Source organism: Microbacterium sp. lyk4-40-TSB-66 (assembly GCF_030209475.1).
In the GTDB taxonomy this organism is placed as follows: Bacteria; Actinomycetota; Actinomycetes; order Actinomycetales; family Microbacteriaceae; genus Microbacterium.
The window spans coordinates 147,767-166,126 of the sequence record NZ_JARVRW010000001.1; the positions used below are offsets into that span (position 1 = coordinate 147,767).

Below are 18,360 nucleotides of genomic sequence, written 5' to 3' on the forward strand. Positions count from 1 at the left end.
GGTTCTGACGGTTCCGTAAGAACTCGCGGGGGTCAGAGCGCCACGCGGATGGCCTCGGCTGCAGCCTCCAGCCGAGCCGCGATCGCGGCGTCGTCGGCATCGACCCTGACGTGCACGGCGGCGACCGCGGCGAGCTCGCGGCCCTGCACGGCGAGCGGCACCGCGACGGCGCGGAGAGAGGGTACGACCTCGTCGTGGCTCGTCGCCCACCCGCGTTCCCCGGCCGCGACGACCTCGGCGGCGAGACGCGAGTCGACGTCGTCGGGCCAGCGCCGCAGGGGCAGCTGCGCGAGGATCACGCGCCCCGGAGCCCCCCGGGTGACCGGATGCCGTGCCCCCGGCCGCTGCGCGACGGCGGTGACCGCGTGGCGGGGCTCGACGCTGGCGAGGGTGACGCACTCGTCGTGGTCGAGCACGACGAGGAAGCAGGTCATGCCGAGGTCGTTCGCCGCGGCGGTGAGTTCGGGCAGCGCCTCGGCCTGCAGGTCGGCGGCGACTCCCGCGGCGAGGGCGGCGAGGCCCGTTCCCAGACGCACCGCGCCCGCGGCATCCCGGGTCACGAGTCCGTGGTCCTCGAGGGTGCGGAGGAGGCGGTAGGCGACGGAGCGGTGCAGCGCGACCCGGGCGGCCAGCTCGTCGATGGTCAGCGGGGTGCGTGCCTCAGCGAGTTCCTCGAGCAGGCGGATGCCGCGACTGAGCGTCTGCGAGGCGGGGGAGGCGTCTTGCCGTGCGGGCATGGATCGGGCTACTCTCTCGTTCGGTAGCAGAACACTGCGTTCGAATATAGAACGTCGAGTGATCGGCTGCAACCCGACATCGAGGTCAGGAGAAACGATGCAGTTCCACCACCACGGCTACGTCTCGGGCGACCCGCGCGTGCAGAACGCCGCGGGCACCGGCCTCGACCGTCCCGACCGACTCCCCGACGAGGTCGACGTGCTGATCGTCGGCTCGGGTCCCGCCGGCATGCTGCTGGCCGCGCAGATGTCGCAGTTCCCCGGGCTCACCACGCGCCTCATCGAGAAGCGCGAGGGGCGTCTCGCCCTCGGCCAGGCCGACGGCATCCAGCCCCGCAGCGTCGAGACCTTCCAGGCGTTCGGTTTCGCGGACCGCATCACCGCGGAGGCGTACAACATCGGCTGGATGAACTTCTGGGCCCCCGACCCCGAGAACCCCGAGCGGATCGTCCGCACGACCCGCACCGAGGACTACGGCTACAAGATCAGCGAGTTCCCGCACCTCATCGTCAACCAGGCGCGGGTGCTCGACTACTTCGCCGAGGCCGCGGCCCACGGCCCCGCGCGCATCGTGCCCGACTACGGCGTCGAGTTCCTCGGACTCACGGTGGGCGACGACGCCGTCCAGGTCCGTGTTCGGGATGCCGGGGGCGAACGCACCGTCCGCGCCCGCTACGTCGCCGGGTGCGATGGCGCGCGCAGCGGCGTGCGTCAAGCGATCGGGCGTACGCATGTGGGGGCCGCGGCGCGCCATGCATGGGGCGTCATGGACGTGCTCGTCGAGACCGACTTCCCCGACTGGCGCATCAAGTGCGCGATCAACGCCGCCGCGGGCAACATCCTGCACATCCCGCGCGAGGGTGGATACCTCAGCCGCATGTACATCGACCTCGGCGAGGTCGCCGCCGACGATGACCACCGCGTGCGGCAGACCCCGATCGAAGAAGTGATCCGACGGGCGAACGAGATCCTCCACCCGTACTCGATCGACGTGAAACAGGTCGCGTGGTCGAGCGTGTACGAGGTGGGCCACCGGGTGACCGACCAGTTCGTCGACGACCTCGACCACCCGCGCGTCTTCCTCACCGGCGACGCCTGCCACACGCACAGCGCCAAAGCGGGCCAGGGCATGAACGTCTCGATGCAGGACGGCTTCAACCTCGGCTGGAAGCTGGGCCACGTGCTCACCGGGCTCGCGCCGGCGGAGCTGCTGCGCACGTACGACCAGGAGCGCCGCCCCGTCGCCCAGCAGCTCATCGACTTCGACCGCGAATGGTCGTCGCTCATGGCGCGCAAGCCCGGCGAGATCACCGACCCCGACGAGCTGGCGACCTACTACCTCGCCACCGCCGAGTTCCCCTCGGGTTTCGGAACGCACTACGCCCCCTCGGCCCTGGTGGCCGAGGCGCCGGCGCAGGAGCTGGCATCCGGATTCCCCGTCGGAAAGCGCTTCCACAGCGTGGAGGTCGTGCGCGTCTGCGACGGAAACGCCGTGCACCTCGGCCACCACGCGAGGGCCGACGGGCGCTGGCGGATCTACGCGTTCGCGGATGCCGAGGGCTCGGCGCTGCGCGACTGGGCCGGGGCCGCGCGGGAGATCGTGGAGCGCTTCACGCCGGAGGATGCCGACCTCGACGCGGTGTTCGACGTGAAGGCGGTGTTCCCCGGCCGGTGGGAGGACGTCGTCGAGGTGCCGACGCTGTTCCGTCCGCGCTCGGGTCCGCTCGGCCTGACCGACCTCGAGAAGGTGTTCGCCGCGGCCCCCTCGGCCTGGACCAGCGCCGACATCTTCGCGGAGCGCGGCATCGGCGCCGAGGGTGCGGTGGTGGTCGTGCGCCCCGACCAGTACGTCGCGCACGTGCTGCCGCTCACCGCCCCCGACGAGTTGGAGCGGTTCCTGGCCGGGGTGATGGCGACCGGCGCTTCGTCGGTTGCGGCTGCGCCGGTCGGGGTTGCGGCTGCGCCGGTTGCGGCTGCGCCGGTCGGGGCTGCGCCGGGTGCGGCGGGGCCGGGTGCGGCTGCGCCGGTCGGGGCTGCGCCGGGTGCGGCTGCGCCGGGTGGGGCTGCGCCGGGTGCGGCTGCGCCGGTCGGGGCTGCGCCGGGTGCGGCTGCGCCGGTTGCGGCTGCGCCGGTCGGGGCTGCGCCGGGTGCGGCGGGGCCGGGTGCGCCGGTGGCGGCCCACGCATAAACACGATCCGTGCGCATAAACGCGGGGGCGGCGTGTTTCCGCGCACCGATCGTGGTTATGCGTCCGCGACGGCCGGATCTCCCTGCCGCTCGACCGCCCCGCGCGCGCCGCGCCGAACGCGCGCCGCGCCGAACACGCCCCACGCTCGCCGCGCCGAACGCGCGCCGCGCCTCACCGACCCGCCGCCGCCTCGGCATCCACCGTGGCCACATCGACATCCGCTTTATACACCGCGTATATCGGCCTGGCTGCGCTGGCTGACGAGAATTGGCGGGAACCCCGCCCCGATCCAGGAGGACCCATGACCGATTCGCGCGAGAGCGAGCTGCTGGCATCCGTACCCACCGGGCTGTTGATCAACGGCGAGTGGCGCGCGGCGACCGGGGGCGAGACCGTCGCCGTGAACGACCCCGCCACCGGCGACGTGCTGCTCGAGATCGCCGACGCCACGGTCGACGACGGCGTCGCGGCGATGGATGCCGCCGCCGAGGCGTTCCCGTCGTGGGCGGCGACCCCGGCGCGTGAGCGTGCCGAGATCCTCCGCCGCGCCTTCGACCTGCTGCAGGAGCGCAAGGAAGACGTCGCGCTGCTCATGACCCTCGAAATGGGCAAGCCGCTCGCCGAGGCGCGCGGCGAGGTCGGTTACGGCGGGGAGTTCCTCCGCTGGTTCAGCGAGGTCACCGCGCACACCCAGGGTCGCTACGGCGCGAACCCCGAGGGCACCGGCCGCATGATCGTCTCGCATCACCCGGTGGGCCCCTGCTACCTCATCACGCCGTGGAACTTCCCCCTCGCCATGGCCACCCGCAAGATCGCCCCCGCGCTCGCCGCCGGCTGCACGGTCGTGATCAAGCCCGCGACCCTCACGCCCCTGACGACCCTGTTCTTCGCGCAGATCCTGCAAGATGCGGGCGTCCCGGCGGGAGTCGTCAACGTCGTCACCACGACGAACACCGGACCCGTCTCGGAGCGCATCATCTCCGACCCGCGCCTGCGCAAGCTCTCGTTCACGGGTTCGACCCCGGTCGGGGTGAAGCTGCTGCAGCAGGCGGCGCCCGGCGTGCTGCGCACCTCGATGGAGCTCGGCGGTAATGCCCCGTTCGTGGTGTTCGACGACGCCGACCTCGACAAGGCGGTCGAGGGCGCGATGCTCGCGAAGTTCCGCAACATCGGCCAGGCCTGCACCGCGGCCAACCGTTTCCTGGTGCAGCGCAGCGTCGTCGAGGACTTCACGCGGCGCGTCACCGAGCGGGTGCGGGCCATGAAGGTCGGCCGCGGCACCGAGGAGGGCGTGCAGATCGGACCTCTCATCGACGACCGCGCGGTCGACAAGGCCAAGACCCTGGTGGGGGATGCCGTCGAGCGCGGCGCCAGTGTCACCACCGGCGGGTCGCCGGTCGAGGGGCCGGGGACGTTCTTCGAACCGACGGTCGTGTCCGACGTGAAGCCCGGCAGCGACATCCTCCGCGAGGAGATCTTCGGACCCGTGCTCGCCATCATCCCCTTCGACGACGAGGACGACGCCGTGCGCCTCGCCAACGACACCGAGTACGGCCTCGTCTCGTACGTCTTCACCGAGTCGTTCGCGCGCGGACAGCGCATGATCGACAAGCTCGAGACCGGCATGATGGGCCTCAACGTCGGCGTGGTCTCCAACGCCGCGGCACCCTTCGGCGGGTGGAAGCAGTCGGGCCTCGGCCGCGAGGGCGGCGACGAGGGCATCCACGAGTACCTGCAGACGAAGTACACCCTGACGGCGAACCCCTACGCCTGAGACGCCGGATGCCACGACCCCACGCTCTCCGGAGCGTCGCGGGTCGTGGCATCCGTCGTTCGTGCGCGGTCGGGTCAGCGCCGCGTCGACTCGCCCGGCACCAGCTCGACCGGGATCACGGCGCGATCGCCCTCACCGCCCGCCATCAGCGCGTCCAGGATGTCCATGGCGCGCGCCGCGATCCTCGACCAGTCCTGACGGATGGTCGTGATGGTGGGGGAGATCTGGCGGGTCCAGCCCACACCGTCGAAACCGCACAGCAAAATGTCGTCGGGCACCCGGCGGCCCTCCTGCAGCGCGCGGAAGAATGCCCCCACCGCGTGCAGGTCGCTGACCGCGAAGACGGCGTCGACCTCGGCGTCGGTCTCGAGCAGTTCGGCCATGGCGCTCTGCCCGCCGTCCATGCCGTAGTTCTCGCCGATGATGAGCACCCCGTCGGGGGAGTGGCCACGGTCGGCGAGACCGGCGAGGAATCCCTCGCGCCGCTCCTTCGTCGAGGGGAGGTATCCCTCGCCGCCGAGCATCGCGAAGCGCGTTCCTCCGGCGTCCACGAGGTGGTGGGCCGCGATCCTGCCTCCACCGAAGTTGTCGGAGCGCACCCACCCGCCGATGAGTGCGGAGTCGGCCGGTTCGTCGCACGCCACGATCGGCACGGGACTCGCCTGCAGACGATGCACCCCCGAGCGCGGCGGCCGAGAAGGCGACAGGAGGACGCCGTCGGTGCTGCGCACCAGGTTCTCGAGTGCCTCGAGTTCGTTGTCGGGCTGGTAGTCCGACCCGGCCAGCACGAGCGCCCACTCGCGTTGGGCCCCCTCGCGTTCGAAGGCGTGGGCGAGCTCGGCATAGGCCGGATGCCTCACGTCGGGCAGCACGATGCCGACGGTCGTGCGGTCCGTGCGCCGCGCCCGTGCCGACGAGCGCGGATATCCCACGCGCTGAGCGGCCTCGAGCACGCGATCGCGTAGCTTCGGACTCACTCCGCGGTTGCCGGTGAGGGCGTTGCTGGCGGTGGCGAGGCTCACGCGCGCTTCGGTCGCGACCTCTTGAAGGGTCGGGGTGCGCCCCGCATCGACCGTCATCCGCGCTCCCCCCGCCCAGAGTGTAACCACTCGGGCGGAAGGGGGTCGGCCGCCACGGCCCGAATGATCTCGGCCAGCGCGTTCGCCTGAGCCGCCAGGGCGCGCGCGCCCCATCCCGCGTCGGCGGTCGTGGGGTCGCCGATCGTGCCGGAGGAAGAGAGATCGTCGACGTGCCAGGGAACGCTCACCGCGCCGAAGGGACGCAGCGGAGAATTCGCCCGCTCCTCCACCGCCGTCACTCCGTCGGCGCGTGCGGTGTCCAGATCGACCGCGGCGGGGTGCACCGTGAGCATGACGCTCGTTTCGTAGTGACCCGCGTGGGCGTCGCGGTCGCCGTGCGTCACGTCGTCGAGCATGCCGGTCGGAAGCGGCAGGCCCGGCGCGTGCACGGCGAACGCCGCCAGCGACAGATGACCGCGCAAGCGGCGGCAGGCGACGTGGAGAAGCTCGGGATTTCCCCCGTGGCCGTTGACGAAAACCAGTCGGCGGATGCCACTGGCGGCAACGCCGCGGCCCACGTCATCCACCAACGCCAGCAGGGTTTCGGCTGACAGGCTGATGGTTCCGGGGCGGCCGGCGTGCTCGGGGGAGAAGCCGAATGCGACGGCCGGCAGGACCCACGTCGCCACCTCCGGCGTCACTCTTTCCACCGCAGCAGTGGCGAGTGCGACGGCGATCTCGGTGTCGGTGGACACCGGAAGGTGCGGGCCGTGCTGCTCCGTCGCCCCCACGGGCACGAGCGCGACGCCGTCTCGCGAAGCGACAGCGGCGATGTCGACGGCGGTCTGCACGTCAGTGCATCCCGAGCAGCACGCGCGCCTCCGCGCGGGCGGCGGGATCCGTGTCGTACACCCCCCGTGCCGCGAGGGAGAACGCCGTGGCGCCGACGGTGCGCTCCCCGCGGGCCCACATGCAGGCGTGCTCGGCGGTCAGGCGCACGAGGACCCCCTGCGCGTCCAGCGTCTCGAGCGTCACCTGAGCGATCTGATCGGCCAGGCGTTCCTGCATCTGAGGGCGGGCGGCCAGCACCCGCAGCATGGCATCGAAGTCGCCGATCCCCGCCAGAGCGCGACCGGGGAGGTACACGACCGAGACGGTGCCCTGGAACGGCAGCAGGTGATGCTCGCACATCGACGAGTACGGCACGTCGAGAACGGCGACGGGTCCGGGATACACGCCTTCGATCGGTTCCCCGCCGCCGAGGGCGCGGTGCGGGTTGCCCTCCATCCCCGAGAACAGGTCGAGCGCAGCCTCCGCGACGCGGCGCGGGGTGTCGATGAGGGTGGGGTGTTCGGTGTCCAGTCCCACGGCACGCATGTATCGACGGATGCCGTCGGCGGCGGCCTCGAGGTCAGGGGTGGTGTGCGTGGTGGCGACGGCAGCGAGATCGGTCATGACGGAGCCTTTCGGGGGATCAGTGGAACAGCAGCGCGGTGGCGCGGTCGACGTAGGCGTGGAATTCGGGGGAACTGGTCATCTCGATGGTGCGCGGGCGGGGCAGATCGATCTCGATGACCTCTTTGATGCGGCCGGGTCGTGCGCTCATGACCGCGACCCGGTCGCTGAGGAACACCGCCTCCTGCACACCGTGCGTCACCATCACCGCGGTGGCCTGCTGCTCAGTCCACAGACGCTGCAGCTCGATGTTCAATCGTTGACGCGTGACGTCGTCGAGCGCACCGAACGGTTCGTCGAGGAGGAGCACGCTGGGTCGTAGCGCGAGTGCCCGGGCGATGGCGACGCGCTGACGCATGCCGCCCGACAATTGCCACGGCCGCGCCTTGGCGAACTGCTCGAGCCCCACCAGATGCAACAGCTCCTGCACCCACTCACGGTCGACCGGTCGTCCGGCGATCTCGAAGGGGAAGGCGATGTTGCGCTCGACCGTCCGCCAGGGGAGGAGCGCGTGGTCTTGGAAGGCGATGCCGTAGGCATTGGTGCGCCGTAATTCCGCCGGGCTCAGCCCGTTGACCGTCGCCGTTCCGGCGGTGGGCGAGTCCAGACCCGCGAGCATCCGCAGGACGGTGGACTTGCCGCATCCGGAGGGGCCGAGAAGAGCGAGGAAAGACCCGCGCGGGGTATCGAGGTCGACCCCGTCGACAGCAATGACAGGAGCCCCTCGACGGCCGGGGAAGTGCCGTGTGAGCGAGCGGATGTGCACGCCGGTGTCGATCATGCGAGGCCTTTCGGGGCGGTGGTCGTAGGAGGGAAGCGGCCGCGCACGAACACCGTCTCGGCGACGACGACCAGGGCGTATGCGGCGAGGGCGAGCAGCACCGTGACCACGACCAGCGTCCACAGCAATCCGTAGTCGGAGTACGACTTGCTCGTGAGCAGGTTCGCGCCCAGACCCTCGAACGAGAAGAGGAACTCGTACAGCGTCGCCGCGGAGATCGTCGCGGGCGCTGCGAGCTTGAGTCCCGCGAACAGTGCGGGTACGGCCGAGGGAAGCTGGACGAACCACAGCAGTTTCCAGCGACCACCGCCGTAAGCGTGCACGAGGTCGATCGTCTCGGAGCTCGACGACGACAGACCTGCGCCGATGTTCATCAGCAGGGGGAAGAAGGTGACGACCGCGGCGATCACGGCCGCGGTGAGCACCCCCGACCCGAAGACGGCGTAGATGACCGGGGCCATGGCGATCAGCGGCACCGTCTGAAGGAGCAGCGCCAGGGGGAGGAAGACGGCGCGCAGGGCGCGCGAGACGGTGAGGGCGACGGCTCCGACGAGCCCGGCGGTGACGCCCAGCGCCAGGCCGACGGAGCTGTGCAGCAGGGTCACGCCCACCATGGGGGCGAGGACCGCCCGGCGGGCGGCGGCGTCGGCGGGGTTGCCGGCGCCGTCGACGAAGAGGTAGCGCCAGACGTCGACGGGTGTCTTGGCGAGGTACGACGAAAGTCCCGACATGCTCAGGGCGATCTGCCAGCCCGCCAGCAGCAGGACGGCCGTCGCGGCGGTGCACAGCGCGGTCCACACCCACGGGGGCACGCGGCCGTTCACCGGACGCTCCCCACGTGAGACGTCCACGGGGCCACGAGCCGCCCGGCGAGGGCGATCGCGCCGTATCCGGCGGCGGATACGAGCGTGGCGAGCAGGGCGATGGCCCACATTCCGCTGTAGTCCCCGACGTATTGCTGTGAGATGAGCAGGCGCCCCGCCCCCCGATCGACACCGACGGTGAAGAACTCACCCGTCATCGCGCCGAGGAACGCCGCGGGTGCCGCGATCTTGAGGGAGGCCAGCATGGCGGGCAGGGCCGAGATCAGGCGCACCTTGCGGATCGCCGTCCACGCGGAGCCACCGTAAGCGTGCACGAGGTCGATCTGGCTGGGAGCGGCGGAGCGCAGTCCGAGCAGCACCCCCACGACGAGGGGGAACTCGACCGCGAGCATCGCGAGGACGATGCTGACCCCGCGACTGCCCGACGGCGTCAGCAAGACGACGATCGGGGCGATGGCCGCCGCCGGGGCGCACGCGGTGACCACCCCGAGTTGGGCGGCGAGGGGGCCCAGGGCGGGAAGGACCATGACGAGGACGCCGAGCGTCAGTGCGATGGCCACCGCGATGACGTACCCGGCGACGGCCGCGCCGGCGGTGGCGGTGAGGCCTTCGATGTAGGCGCCTTCGACGAGACCGGTCACGGCTCGGTTGAGCACCGAGAGCGGAGGGGGGATCGGCCCCGGGCTGCCGTTGTCGCGAAGATAGAGGGTCACGGCGACGACATGCCAGGCGAGCAGGAGTGCGGCCAGCCCCGAGAGCGCCCAGAGGACGCCGCGGATGGGGGTGGTGTTCATACGCGGCGTCCTCTCTCTCGTCGGCGGTGCGGGCTCAGGATGCCGGGACGGTGAAGCCCGGGATCAGGTCGGGGTTCTCGGCGTAGACCTCTTCGAGCAGCGTGGTGTCGAACATCCCGGGATCGGCGGTGATCCCCGCGGCGGCGAGCGACGACACGGCCTGGTCGATGAGCTCGGGGGTCAGGGTGAAGATGCCGTTCTTCACCGTGTCGGGGGTGAGCATGAATGAGGGGAGAACGCCGGCGGAGTCGACCTGCAACTGCCGGTCGAGACCGTTGTCGGCGCCGCCGTAAGTCATCGCGATGTCGGCGATGGCATCCGTCCCCTCGTCGAGGGCGGAGTTCCATCCCTCGATGCTGGCCTTCATGATCGCCTTCAGCGCCTCACGATTCTCGGTCAGGTCCTTCTCGCTCACCACCACCGCGTCGCCGAACTGCGCGTAGTTGGCGTCGGCGAACGACATGGTCACCACGTCTCCGCCGGCGTTCTTGACGGCGATCGGATAGTTGGTGAGGAAGCCGATCAGCGCGTCCACCTCGCCGTTCATCAGCGGGTCGACGCCGGCGGGCACTGACACGAACTCGACGGTGTCGGAGGGGAGGTCATTCGCCTTGAGCACCGCCTCCACGGCGAGCTTGCCGCCCGCGTCGACGCCGATCCGCTTGCCCGTCAGGTCGGCGACGGTGCGGATGGGGTTCGCGGCGAGAGAGACGAAGCCGACGGGGTTCTTGACGAACTGCGCGCCGATGATCTTCAGTTCGGCACCGTCGTTGATGGCTCCGGTGATTCCGGTGAGGTCGGAGGCGAGACCCATCTTCGCCTGGCCCGAGAGCACGAGGTCCCAGGAGTTTGTGTTGCCGCCGCCGGCGATGAGATCGACCTTGTCGAAGCCGGCATCGGTGTAGTCGCCGTTCTGGTCGGCGAAGTAGTAACCGGCGAATTCGTAGTTCTTGATCCAGCTGAGGGCGACGCTGGCGGTGCCGAGCGAGTCGGGGCTCGCACTACTCGACGAGGCAGCGGGGGCGGCGCATCCCGTCACGGCGAGGGCGAGGAGGAGGACGCCGCTGGTCGCGGCGGCGACGCGACGGCGGCGGCGGCGCGTGAGGGTGGGGGCGGCGGGCGTCGGATCGATCCTCGCGGCGGACGGTGAGAGGGCGGTGCGAAGGTGTGACATGTCGGGAGCCTCCGTATCGGTGAGAGTCCCGCTAATGTAAATCTTTTACGTTTCGTTAAAGCGCGCCCATCGTGTCGATTCGATTACCGGGTCGGCGAGTCGCCGCCCGCCTGGGGACGTGCCCCCTGCACGGGTGTCGGCGCCGTGCGTTCACGCCGCCGCCCCGCCCGCCGACTCCTCAGCCGTCGGCGTGACGATCCAGGAACGCGAAGACTTCGGCGTCGTCGACGCCCGGGAACATCCCGCGCGGCAGGGGCGAGAACATGTACCGGTGCACGCGGGCGCTCGGCCACGCCTTGCCCTGCCAGCGTTCGGCGGCCTCGGTGTCGGGGCGACGGCAGCACGACTCGTCGGGGCAGTGGGAGATCCCGCGCTTCGTGGTCTCGCGGCCGCGGAACCACCGCGCATCGTCGAAGGGGACGCCCACGGTGATCGAGAAGTCGCCGTCGCTGGTGGTTCCCGTCTGCGAGGAGCACCAGAAGGTACCGGCGGGGGTGTCGGTGTACTGGTAATGCTCGGTCGTGCGGTTGTGCTCGGCGAACGCGGCGCGCGCCGAGAACTTCTTGCACACGACCTGTCCCTCGACCGACCCGGTGACATCTGTCGGCAGGGGGAGTCCGTCGTTCTCGTACACGCGCGAGATGGCGCCGTCGCCGTCGACGCGGAGGAAATGCAGGTGCACGCCGAGGTGGGTCGTCATGAGGTTGGTCATGCGCATCGCCGCGGCCTCGTGGGTCACACCGAACGCGTCGCGGAAGTCCTCGACGGCGAGGTTGCGGTCTTTCTTCGCCTGCGTCAGGAAGGCGACGGAGCTGGTCTCGGGCATGAGGCAGCACGCGGCGTAGTAGTTGATCTCGAGGCGCTGCTGCAGGAAATCGGCGTAGTCGGTGGGCGGGCGGTGCCCGAGCAGGCGGTGCGCCATCGCCTGCAGGGCCATCGAGCGCAGGCCGTGACCGCCGGGGATGGATGCCGGGGGCAGGTAGATGCGACCGTGCTCGAGGTCGGTGACCGAGCGCGCCGAGTGCGGCAGGTCGTTGACGTAGATGAGTTCGAACCCGAGCTGCTCGGCCATGATGCTGACCGTGCGGTGCGTCAGGGCGCCGGTCGCGTGCCCCGCGGCTTTGAGCTGCTTCTCGGCCAGGCTTTCGATCTCGGGCAGGTGGTTCGCCGTCTCGCGCATGCGCAGGCGCAGCTCGGTGTTGGCGCGACGCGCTTCCTCGGGGCTCGCGATGGTCGCGCGCTCGCGTCGCTGCAGTTCTCGGTGCAGGCCCAGCACGGCCTCGATCGTGTCGTCGCTGGTGCCTTTGCTCACTTTGACCGGCGGGATGCCGAGTTGCCGGAAGAACGGGCTGCCCTGCGCCCTATCGAGCTCGATCTCGAGCGCGGCGCGGCGGTTCGGCGGCTCGCTCGAGAGCAGTTCGGTGACCTCGGTCTCGGTCGCGCGCGCGATCTCCTGCAGGAGCGAGAGCTTGGGCTCGCGCTTGCCGTTCTCGATGAGGCTCAGCTGGCTTCCCGCCACGCCGACGAGAGCACCCAGCTCATCGAGCGTGAGCCCGCGGGCCAGCCGGTGATGACGGATGCGGTGGCCCAGGGTGGTGAGTTCGAAGGACGACGCCATTCCTTGACCATATCGAAAGAAAGCTGATTCTTATAGCCACAAAGGGCTGAAAGTCGGGTTGCGAGGGCCTCAATATGGAGGAACGACACCGAGTTTGCTCTCAACCGAGGAGAACGACATGGCTCTCGCCGACATCTTCAGCTCCAGCTCCCGCAATGCCGCGACCGCTGCCGCCGCTCGCGCCGCCCGCCCCGGTCACGGCGTGCGTCCGGCTGTCGAGGGCCCAGGTCTCGCCGCGCTGACCGCGTGGGTCGACCAGGTCGCAGCCCTCACGCAGCCCGACCGCATCCACTGGGTCGACGGCTCGCCCGCCGAGAACGACGCGCTGCTGCGCGACATGGTCGACGAGGGCAAGCTCATCAAGCTCAACCCCGAGTGGCGGCCCGGTTCGTACTTGGCCCGCTCGCACCCCGGTGACGTCGCCCGCCTCGAGTCGCGCACCTACATCGCCTCCGAGAGCGAGGAGGACGCCGGGCCCACGAACAACTGGATCGCCCCGGCCGAGATCCGCGAGACGCTGAACCGCGTCTTCGAGGGCTCGATGCGCGGACGCACGCTGTACGTCGTCCCGTTCTCGATGGGCGCCGTCGGCGGCCCCCTCAGCCACATCGGCGTGCAGATCACCGACAGCGCCTACGCCGTGGCATCCATCGGTGTCATGACGCGCGTCGGCACGGCGGTGCTCGAGCAGGTCGCCAAGGGCGCCCCGTGGGTCAAGACGGTCCACTCGGTCGGGGCCCCGCTCGCGCCGGGCGAGGCCGATGTCACGTGGCCGTGCAACGACGAGAAGTACATCGTGCACTTCCCCGACACCCTCGAGGTGTGGTCGTTCGGTTCGGGCTACGGCGGCAACGCCATCCTGGCCAAGAAGTGCTTCGCGCTGCGCATCGCCTCGGTCATCGGCCGCGATGAGGGCTGGCTCGCCGAGCACATGCTGCTCATCCGCGTGATCGACCCGAAGGGCAAGGCGTACCACGTGGCCGCCGCGTTCCCCTCGGCCTGCGGCAAGACCAACCTCGCGATGCTGCGCCCCACCATCCCCGGCTGGCGCGTCGAGACCCTCGGCGACGACATCACCTGGATCCGCCCCGGCGAGGACGGACGCCTCTGGGCGATCAACCCCGAGGCCGGCTTCTTCGGCGTCGCACCCGGAACGGGCGAGTCGACCAACGTCACGGCGATCGAGACCCTGTGGGGCAACACGATCTTCACGAACGTCGCGCTCCGCCCCGACGGCGACGTGTGGTGGGAGGGCCTGACCGACGAGGCGCCCCCGCACCTCACCGACTGGGAGGGCAACGCCTGGACGCCCGCGTCGGGTCGTCCCGCCGCCCACCCCAACTCGCGATTCACCGTCGGCGCCGCCCAGTGCCCGCAGATCGCCGAGGACTGGGAGGCCCCCCAGGGCGTGCCGCTCGACGTCATCCTGTTCGGCGGTCGCCGCGCGACCAACGTGCCGCTCGTCGTCGAGGCCACCGACTGGTCGCACGGCGTCTTCATCGGCTCGACGGTGTCGAGCGAGAAGACGGCCGCGCAGGAGGGGACGGTCGGCGAACTCCGCCGCGACCCCTTCGCGATGCTGCCCTTCTGCGGCTACAACATGGGCGACTACTTCGGCCACTGGCTGAAGGTCGGCCAGAAGCTCCGCTTCGACCGTGCGCCGCGCATCTTCCAGGTCAACTGGTTCCGCAAGGGTGATGACGGCCGCTTCCTCTGGCCCGGATTCGGCGACAACGCCCGCGTCATCGACTGGATCATCCGCCGCGTCGACGGGCAGGTGGATGCCGTGGACAGCCCCATCGGCCGCCTGCCGAAGATCGAGGACCTCGACCTCACCGGGCTCGACCTCCCGGCCGCCGACCTCGCCGAGCTGTTCTCGGTCGACGCCCGCTCGTGGCTGGCCGAGGCCGACATGACCGAGGAGTTCTACGACACGTTCGGCTCGCACCTGCCGGCGCCCCTGCGCGCCGAGCTCGCCGCGCTGCGGTACCGCCTCCAGCGGTCCTGAGCCGGCCCCCTGCTCTCGCCCCGCCCGCCGTTTCGCGCGGTGGGGCGAGTGTCGGACTCGACGCCCCTCCCGTTCTTGGCGCGCGGGAGGGGCGTCGTCATGCGCCGCCGCGGTCGCCGAGCCGCCGAGGTCGCCGAGCCGCCGAGGTCGCCGAGCCGCCGCGGTGCATGCGGGCCGATTCGGCTGCGACCGCGGCGAACGTACGTCGGCAGCGGGGTCGCGCGAGCGCACCGCCGGAGTGGGCGCCGTGACTGGCTCGGGGGAGCCCCCGCGTCACACCAGCAGTTGGTGCTTCGCCAGGTCGCGGTACAGGGGAGTGGATGCCACGAGCTCGCTGTGCGTGCCCTGGCCGACCACGCGGCCGTCCTGCAGCACGACGATGAGGTCGCTGTCGACGACGGTGGACAGCCGGTGGGCGATGACGAGGAGCGTGCGGTCGGTCGCGACGGCGTCGATGGCCTCGCGCATGCGCTGCTCGTTCACACCGTCGAGCGATGACGTCGACTCGTCGAGCAGCAGCACCGGGGGAGCAGCCAGCAGGGCGCGCGCGATCGCGAGACGCTGACGCTCTCCGCCCGAGAGCATGACCCCGTCTTCGCCGACGGGCGCGTCGACGCCGAGCGGGTTGCGCTTGAGCACGTCGCCGAGGTTCACCGCGCGGAGTACCCGCTCGCAGTCGGCATCGGATGCCGCGGGCGAGGCGAGGCGCAGATTGTCGGCGATCGTGCCGGCGAGGGTGGGGGCGTCCTGCTCGACGTAGCCGAACCGGGCGCGCAGCTCGTCGCGGGACAGCTCGCGCGCGTCGACACCGTCGATGAGGATCTCCCCGTCGGTGGGGTCGTAGAAGCGCTCGACGAGCGAGAGGATCGTGCTCTTGCCCGCGCCCGACGGTCCCACGAGCGCGACGCGTGAGCCCCGCGGCACGGCGAACGACACTCCGCGCAACACCTCGAGATCGGTTTCGGCGGGCGGCTCGGCGGCCTCGAGATGCACGTCGGCCAGCACCGAGCGGGCCTCCGCGGCCGCGGCCTCGCGTGCCTTGACGACGTGTTCCGGGTATCGGAAGCGCACCTCGCGGAAGGCGATCGCCGCGGCATCCGGAACCGCCGTCGACGTGCCGGGCCGGTCACCCTCGTCTTCGAGGGGCAGGTCGAGCACCTCCTGGATACGTCCGAGCGCGCCCAACGCCTGATTGACGGAGGTGATCGCGCCGATCGCGGACGCGAGCGGCTGCACCAGGAGGAAGAGGAAGATGACGAAGGTGACGAGGGCGGCGACGTCGATGGCGCCGGATGCCACGCGGAACCCGCCGACGCCCAGCACCACGAGCAGTGACACCTGCAGCGCGATGCCGGCGACCGGCACGATGAGCGCCGAGACCTTCGCGATGCGCACTCCCGCGTCGTACGCCGCGGTCGCGGTCTCGGTGACCGTCGCGGTCTCGCGCGCGGTGGCTCCCGCGGCGCGGATGGTGCGGATGGAACCGACGGCGCGCTCGACACCGGCCGACAGTTCGCCGACCTTCTCCTGCTGGGCGGCGGAGGCGACGCGGATCCTCCTGCTGAGCACGACGACCGTCGCCAGCGACGCTCCGATGACGATGACGATCAGGCCGAGCAGGAGGGGGTCGATGAACGCCATCGCGATGACCGCGCCGATGAGGATGAGCGCGTTGCCCACGGCATCCGCGAGTCCCTGCGTCAGCACGGCGTACAGCAGGGTGGTGTCGGTGCCCACGCGTGAGACGAGGTCGCCGGTGCGGCGCGCGTCGAACTCGCTGATGGGCAGGCGCAGGATCCGGGCGATGAGCCGCCGCCGGCTGGAGTAGACGACGGCGGTTCCGGTGCGCTGGAGCAGGTAGTGCTGATAGCCCGAGATCAGCGACGACAGCACGACGAAGCCGACGAGCAACCACACCAGCGCGCCGAGCGGCACCGACTGCTGCACGCGCGTGATCACCTGGCCGACGAGGAGCGGCTGCACGAGGGTCGCGCCCGCGCCCAGGATGCTCAGGACCGCGACGACGACGAGCGTGCGCTTGTGCTCGAGCAGGAAGGGCAGCAGCTGCCGGAACGACGCGCGCGGGCCCTCGGGCACACGGCGGCCGCGCCGACCGCGCGCGGGAGCGGGAACGGACATGCTCACCTCGGGAAAGGAAATGGGATCCTTCGACCGTACCTCCCGGCACCGACATCACCGGTCGGGTCCGCTCGACGGCGTACCGAACTCCGGGGGAATCGGCGGTGCGGGCGCCGCACTCCGGCACGGCTCGGCTTCCCGTGCACGCTCACCCGCGTTCCGCCACCGCGTCCCCTCGGACGGAACGACGGATGCCACGAGGCTCGGGCCCCGTGGCATCCGTCGTCGCGAAGAGAACGCGTTACGGCGCGGTCGCTCCGGCGGCGATGTTGTCGTCGTAGTCGACGTCCTTCGTCTCGGGCGAGAGCACGACGGCGATCAGGGTCAGCACGCCCATGCCCGACAGGTACAGCCCGACCAGCCACGGGTTGCCGTCTCCGGCGGCCCACAGCGCGACGGCGACGATCGGGGCGAGGGCCGCTCCGAGGATCGACGAGACGTTGTACGAGATGGCCGAGCCGGTGTACCGCGTGTTCGTGGGGAAGAGCTCGGGCAGCACCGCGCCCATCGGTCCGAAGGTCGTGCCCATGAGCAGGAACCCGAACACGAGGAAGGCCTGCACGAGCGCGCCGGTGAACTTCGGGTCGGCGTGCGGCAGCAGGAACACCGAGAAGGTCAGGCCGAACACGATGATCGCGATCGTCACGCCGATGAGCAGACGCTTGCGCCCGATGGCGTCGGCGACGGGGCCCGACAGCATCGTGAAGACACCGAAGAACACCACGCCGATGATCTGCATGATGACGAAGTCGGTGTAGCCGAAACCGAGGCCCGGCACGTAGGCGGCGGCGTCGAACGCGGTGCCGGCCGTCTCGGCGGCGGCGGCAGCGCCCTCGAGGGTGGGCTTGGTGCCGTACGACAGCGTGAAGCTGGTCATGAGGTAGAACAGCACGTAGGTCGCGAGCATGATGAACGTGCCGAGCACGAGCTGCTTGCCGTTGCGGCGGACGACCTCGCCGAGCGGGAACTTGCGGATCGCGCCGCTCTTCTCGGCCTTCGAGAACGACGTGCTCTCGACGAGCTTGAGACGCACGTACAGGCCGACGATGACCATGATCGCCGAGAACAGGAACGGCACGCGCCAGCCCCAGGTGAGGAACTCCTCGGAGCGCTGAGCCGTGCCGTCGGGGTGCGGCAGCGCGAAGTTGATGACGAGGAACACCGTGTTGGCGATGATGAAGCCGATCGGGGCGCCGAGCTGCGGGAACGTGCCGAACAGCGCGCGCTTGCCCTTCGGGGCGTTCTCGGTCGCGACGAGCGCCGCGCCCGACCATTCGCCGCCGAGGGCGAACCCCTGCGCGAGGCGCATGACGAGCAGCAGCACGGCCGCCCAGACGCCGATCTCGTTGAAGGTCGGGAGGCACCCGATGAGGAAGGTCGCGACACCCATCGTGAGAAGGGATGCCACGAGCGTCGCCTTGCGGCCGAACCGGTCGCCGAAGTGGCCGAACACGATGGCGCCGAGCGGGCGCGCGACCATGGCGGCGCCGAAGACGCTGAACGACAGCAGCAGCGAGGTGGTCTCGTTGCCGGTGGGGAAGAAGAGCACCGGGAAGACGAGGACTGCGGCGGTGGCGTACGCGTAGAAGTCGTAGAACTCGATCGTCGTCCCGACCAGGCTCGCGGTGATGACACGCGAGCGCGGATTGGCCGGGGCGGCGGTGGAGCGGGTGGAGGGGGATGACGTGGTCATGACTGCCTGACGGGAAGGTTCTTCGTTCGCGTCCGGGATGGGGCGCAGCGGTGGGGCGCAGCGATCACAGGGGTGGGAGTGAGGGAGCGCACGGCGGGAGCACCGGCGACGTCCCCGGGTGAGGGGCGTCTAGACCCTCCAGTCTATGCGTGCGCT

14 protein-coding genes are annotated in these 18,360 nt (G+C 70.6%); 3 read left to right on the forward strand and 11 right to left on the reverse strand.

Annotation, left to right across the window (positions count from 1 at the left end; genetic code table 11):
* Positions 1 to 32 precede the first annotated feature (32 nt).
* Positions 33 to 737, reverse strand: a complete 705-nt coding sequence (locus QRO03_RS00725; protein ID WP_285135611.1) for an IclR family transcriptional regulator — start codon at positions 735 to 737, stop codon at positions 33 to 35.
* 97 nt (positions 738 to 834) lie between these two features.
* Between QRO03_RS00725 and QRO03_RS00730 the strand changes: the two genes are divergently transcribed.
* Both QRO03_RS00730 and QRO03_RS00735 read left to right on the forward strand, forming a co-directional pair.
* Positions 835 to 2,925 carry an FAD-dependent monooxygenase gene (locus QRO03_RS00730; protein ID WP_285135612.1) on the forward strand — a complete coding sequence of 697 codons (2,091 nt, stop codon included), beginning with the start codon at positions 835 to 837 and terminating at the stop codon, positions 2,923 to 2,925.
* 301 nt (positions 2,926 to 3,226) lie between these two features.
* Positions 3,227 to 4,699 carry an NAD-dependent succinate-semialdehyde dehydrogenase gene (locus QRO03_RS00735; protein WP_285135613.1) on the forward strand — a complete coding sequence of 491 codons (1,473 nt, stop codon included), beginning with the start codon at positions 3,227 to 3,229 and terminating at the stop codon, positions 4,697 to 4,699.
* A 74-nt stretch (positions 4,700 to 4,773) separates the two neighbouring features.
* Here the strand turns inward: QRO03_RS00735 and QRO03_RS00740 are convergent, their stop codons facing one another.
* The 8 genes from QRO03_RS00740 to QRO03_RS00775 all read right to left on the reverse strand — a co-directional run bounded on the left by QRO03_RS00740 (position 4,774) and on the right by QRO03_RS00775 (position 12,364).
* Positions 4,774 to 5,778: a LacI family DNA-binding transcriptional regulator gene (locus QRO03_RS00740; protein WP_285135614.1), complete on the reverse strand. Its 1,005-nt coding sequence runs from the start codon at positions 5,776 to 5,778 to the stop codon at positions 4,774 to 4,776.
* Complete coding sequence (locus tag QRO03_RS00745) at positions 5,775 to 6,569, reverse strand: creatininase family protein (protein WP_285135615.1); 795 nt, start codon at positions 6,567 to 6,569, stop codon at positions 5,775 to 5,777. The genes QRO03_RS00740 and QRO03_RS00745 overlap by 4 nt, the downstream gene beginning before the upstream one ends.
* A gap of 1 nt (position 6,570) precedes the next feature.
* Positions 6,571 to 7,173: a GTP cyclohydrolase I gene (gene folE / locus QRO03_RS00750; protein ID WP_285135616.1), complete on the reverse strand. Its 603-nt coding sequence runs from the start codon at positions 7,171 to 7,173 to the stop codon at positions 6,571 to 6,573.
* Between the two features lie 19 nt (positions 7,174 to 7,192).
* Complete coding sequence (locus QRO03_RS00755) at positions 7,193 to 7,954, reverse strand: ABC transporter ATP-binding protein (protein ID WP_285135617.1); 762 nt, start codon at positions 7,952 to 7,954, stop codon at positions 7,193 to 7,195.
* Entirely contained in the window at positions 7,951 to 8,805 is an 855-nt protein-coding gene (locus QRO03_RS00760; protein WP_285135618.1) for an ABC transporter permease, read from the reverse strand. The genes QRO03_RS00755 and QRO03_RS00760 overlap by 4 nt, the downstream gene beginning before the upstream one ends.
* Positions 8,775 to 9,572, reverse strand: coding sequence for an ABC transporter permease (locus QRO03_RS00765; protein ID WP_285135619.1), 798 nt, complete (start codon positions 9,570 to 9,572; stop codon positions 8,775 to 8,777). The genes QRO03_RS00760 and QRO03_RS00765 overlap by 31 nt, the downstream gene beginning before the upstream one ends.
* Before the next feature lie 34 nt (positions 9,573 to 9,606).
* Entirely contained in the window at positions 9,607 to 10,746 is a 1,140-nt protein-coding gene (locus QRO03_RS00770; RefSeq protein WP_285135620.1) for an ABC transporter substrate-binding protein, read from the reverse strand.
* Positions 10,747 to 10,924: 178 nt separating this feature from the next.
* Complete coding sequence (locus QRO03_RS00775; protein ID WP_285135621.1) at positions 10,925 to 12,364, reverse strand: XRE family transcriptional regulator; 1,440 nt, start codon at positions 12,362 to 12,364, stop codon at positions 10,925 to 10,927.
* A 118-nt stretch (positions 12,365 to 12,482) separates the two neighbouring features.
* Between QRO03_RS00775 and QRO03_RS00780 the strand changes: the two genes are divergently transcribed.
* On the forward strand, positions 12,483 to 14,372 hold the full coding sequence (locus QRO03_RS00780; protein ID WP_285135622.1) for a phosphoenolpyruvate carboxykinase (GTP): 1,890 nt from the start codon (positions 12,483 to 12,485) through the stop codon (positions 14,370 to 14,372).
* A 273-nt stretch (positions 14,373 to 14,645) separates the two neighbouring features.
* On the opposite strand, the gene QRO03_RS00785 is transcribed toward QRO03_RS00780, so the two are convergent.
* Both QRO03_RS00785 and QRO03_RS00790 read right to left on the reverse strand, forming a co-directional pair.
* Complete coding sequence (locus tag QRO03_RS00785) at positions 14,646 to 16,511, reverse strand: ABC transporter ATP-binding protein (RefSeq protein ID WP_285135623.1); 1,866 nt, start codon at positions 16,509 to 16,511, stop codon at positions 14,646 to 14,648.
* Between the two features lie 241 nt (positions 16,512 to 16,752).
* Entirely contained in the window at positions 16,753 to 18,204 is a 1,452-nt protein-coding gene (locus QRO03_RS00790; RefSeq protein WP_285135624.1) for an MFS transporter, read from the reverse strand.
* Positions 18,205 to 18,360: the final 156 nt, after the last annotated feature.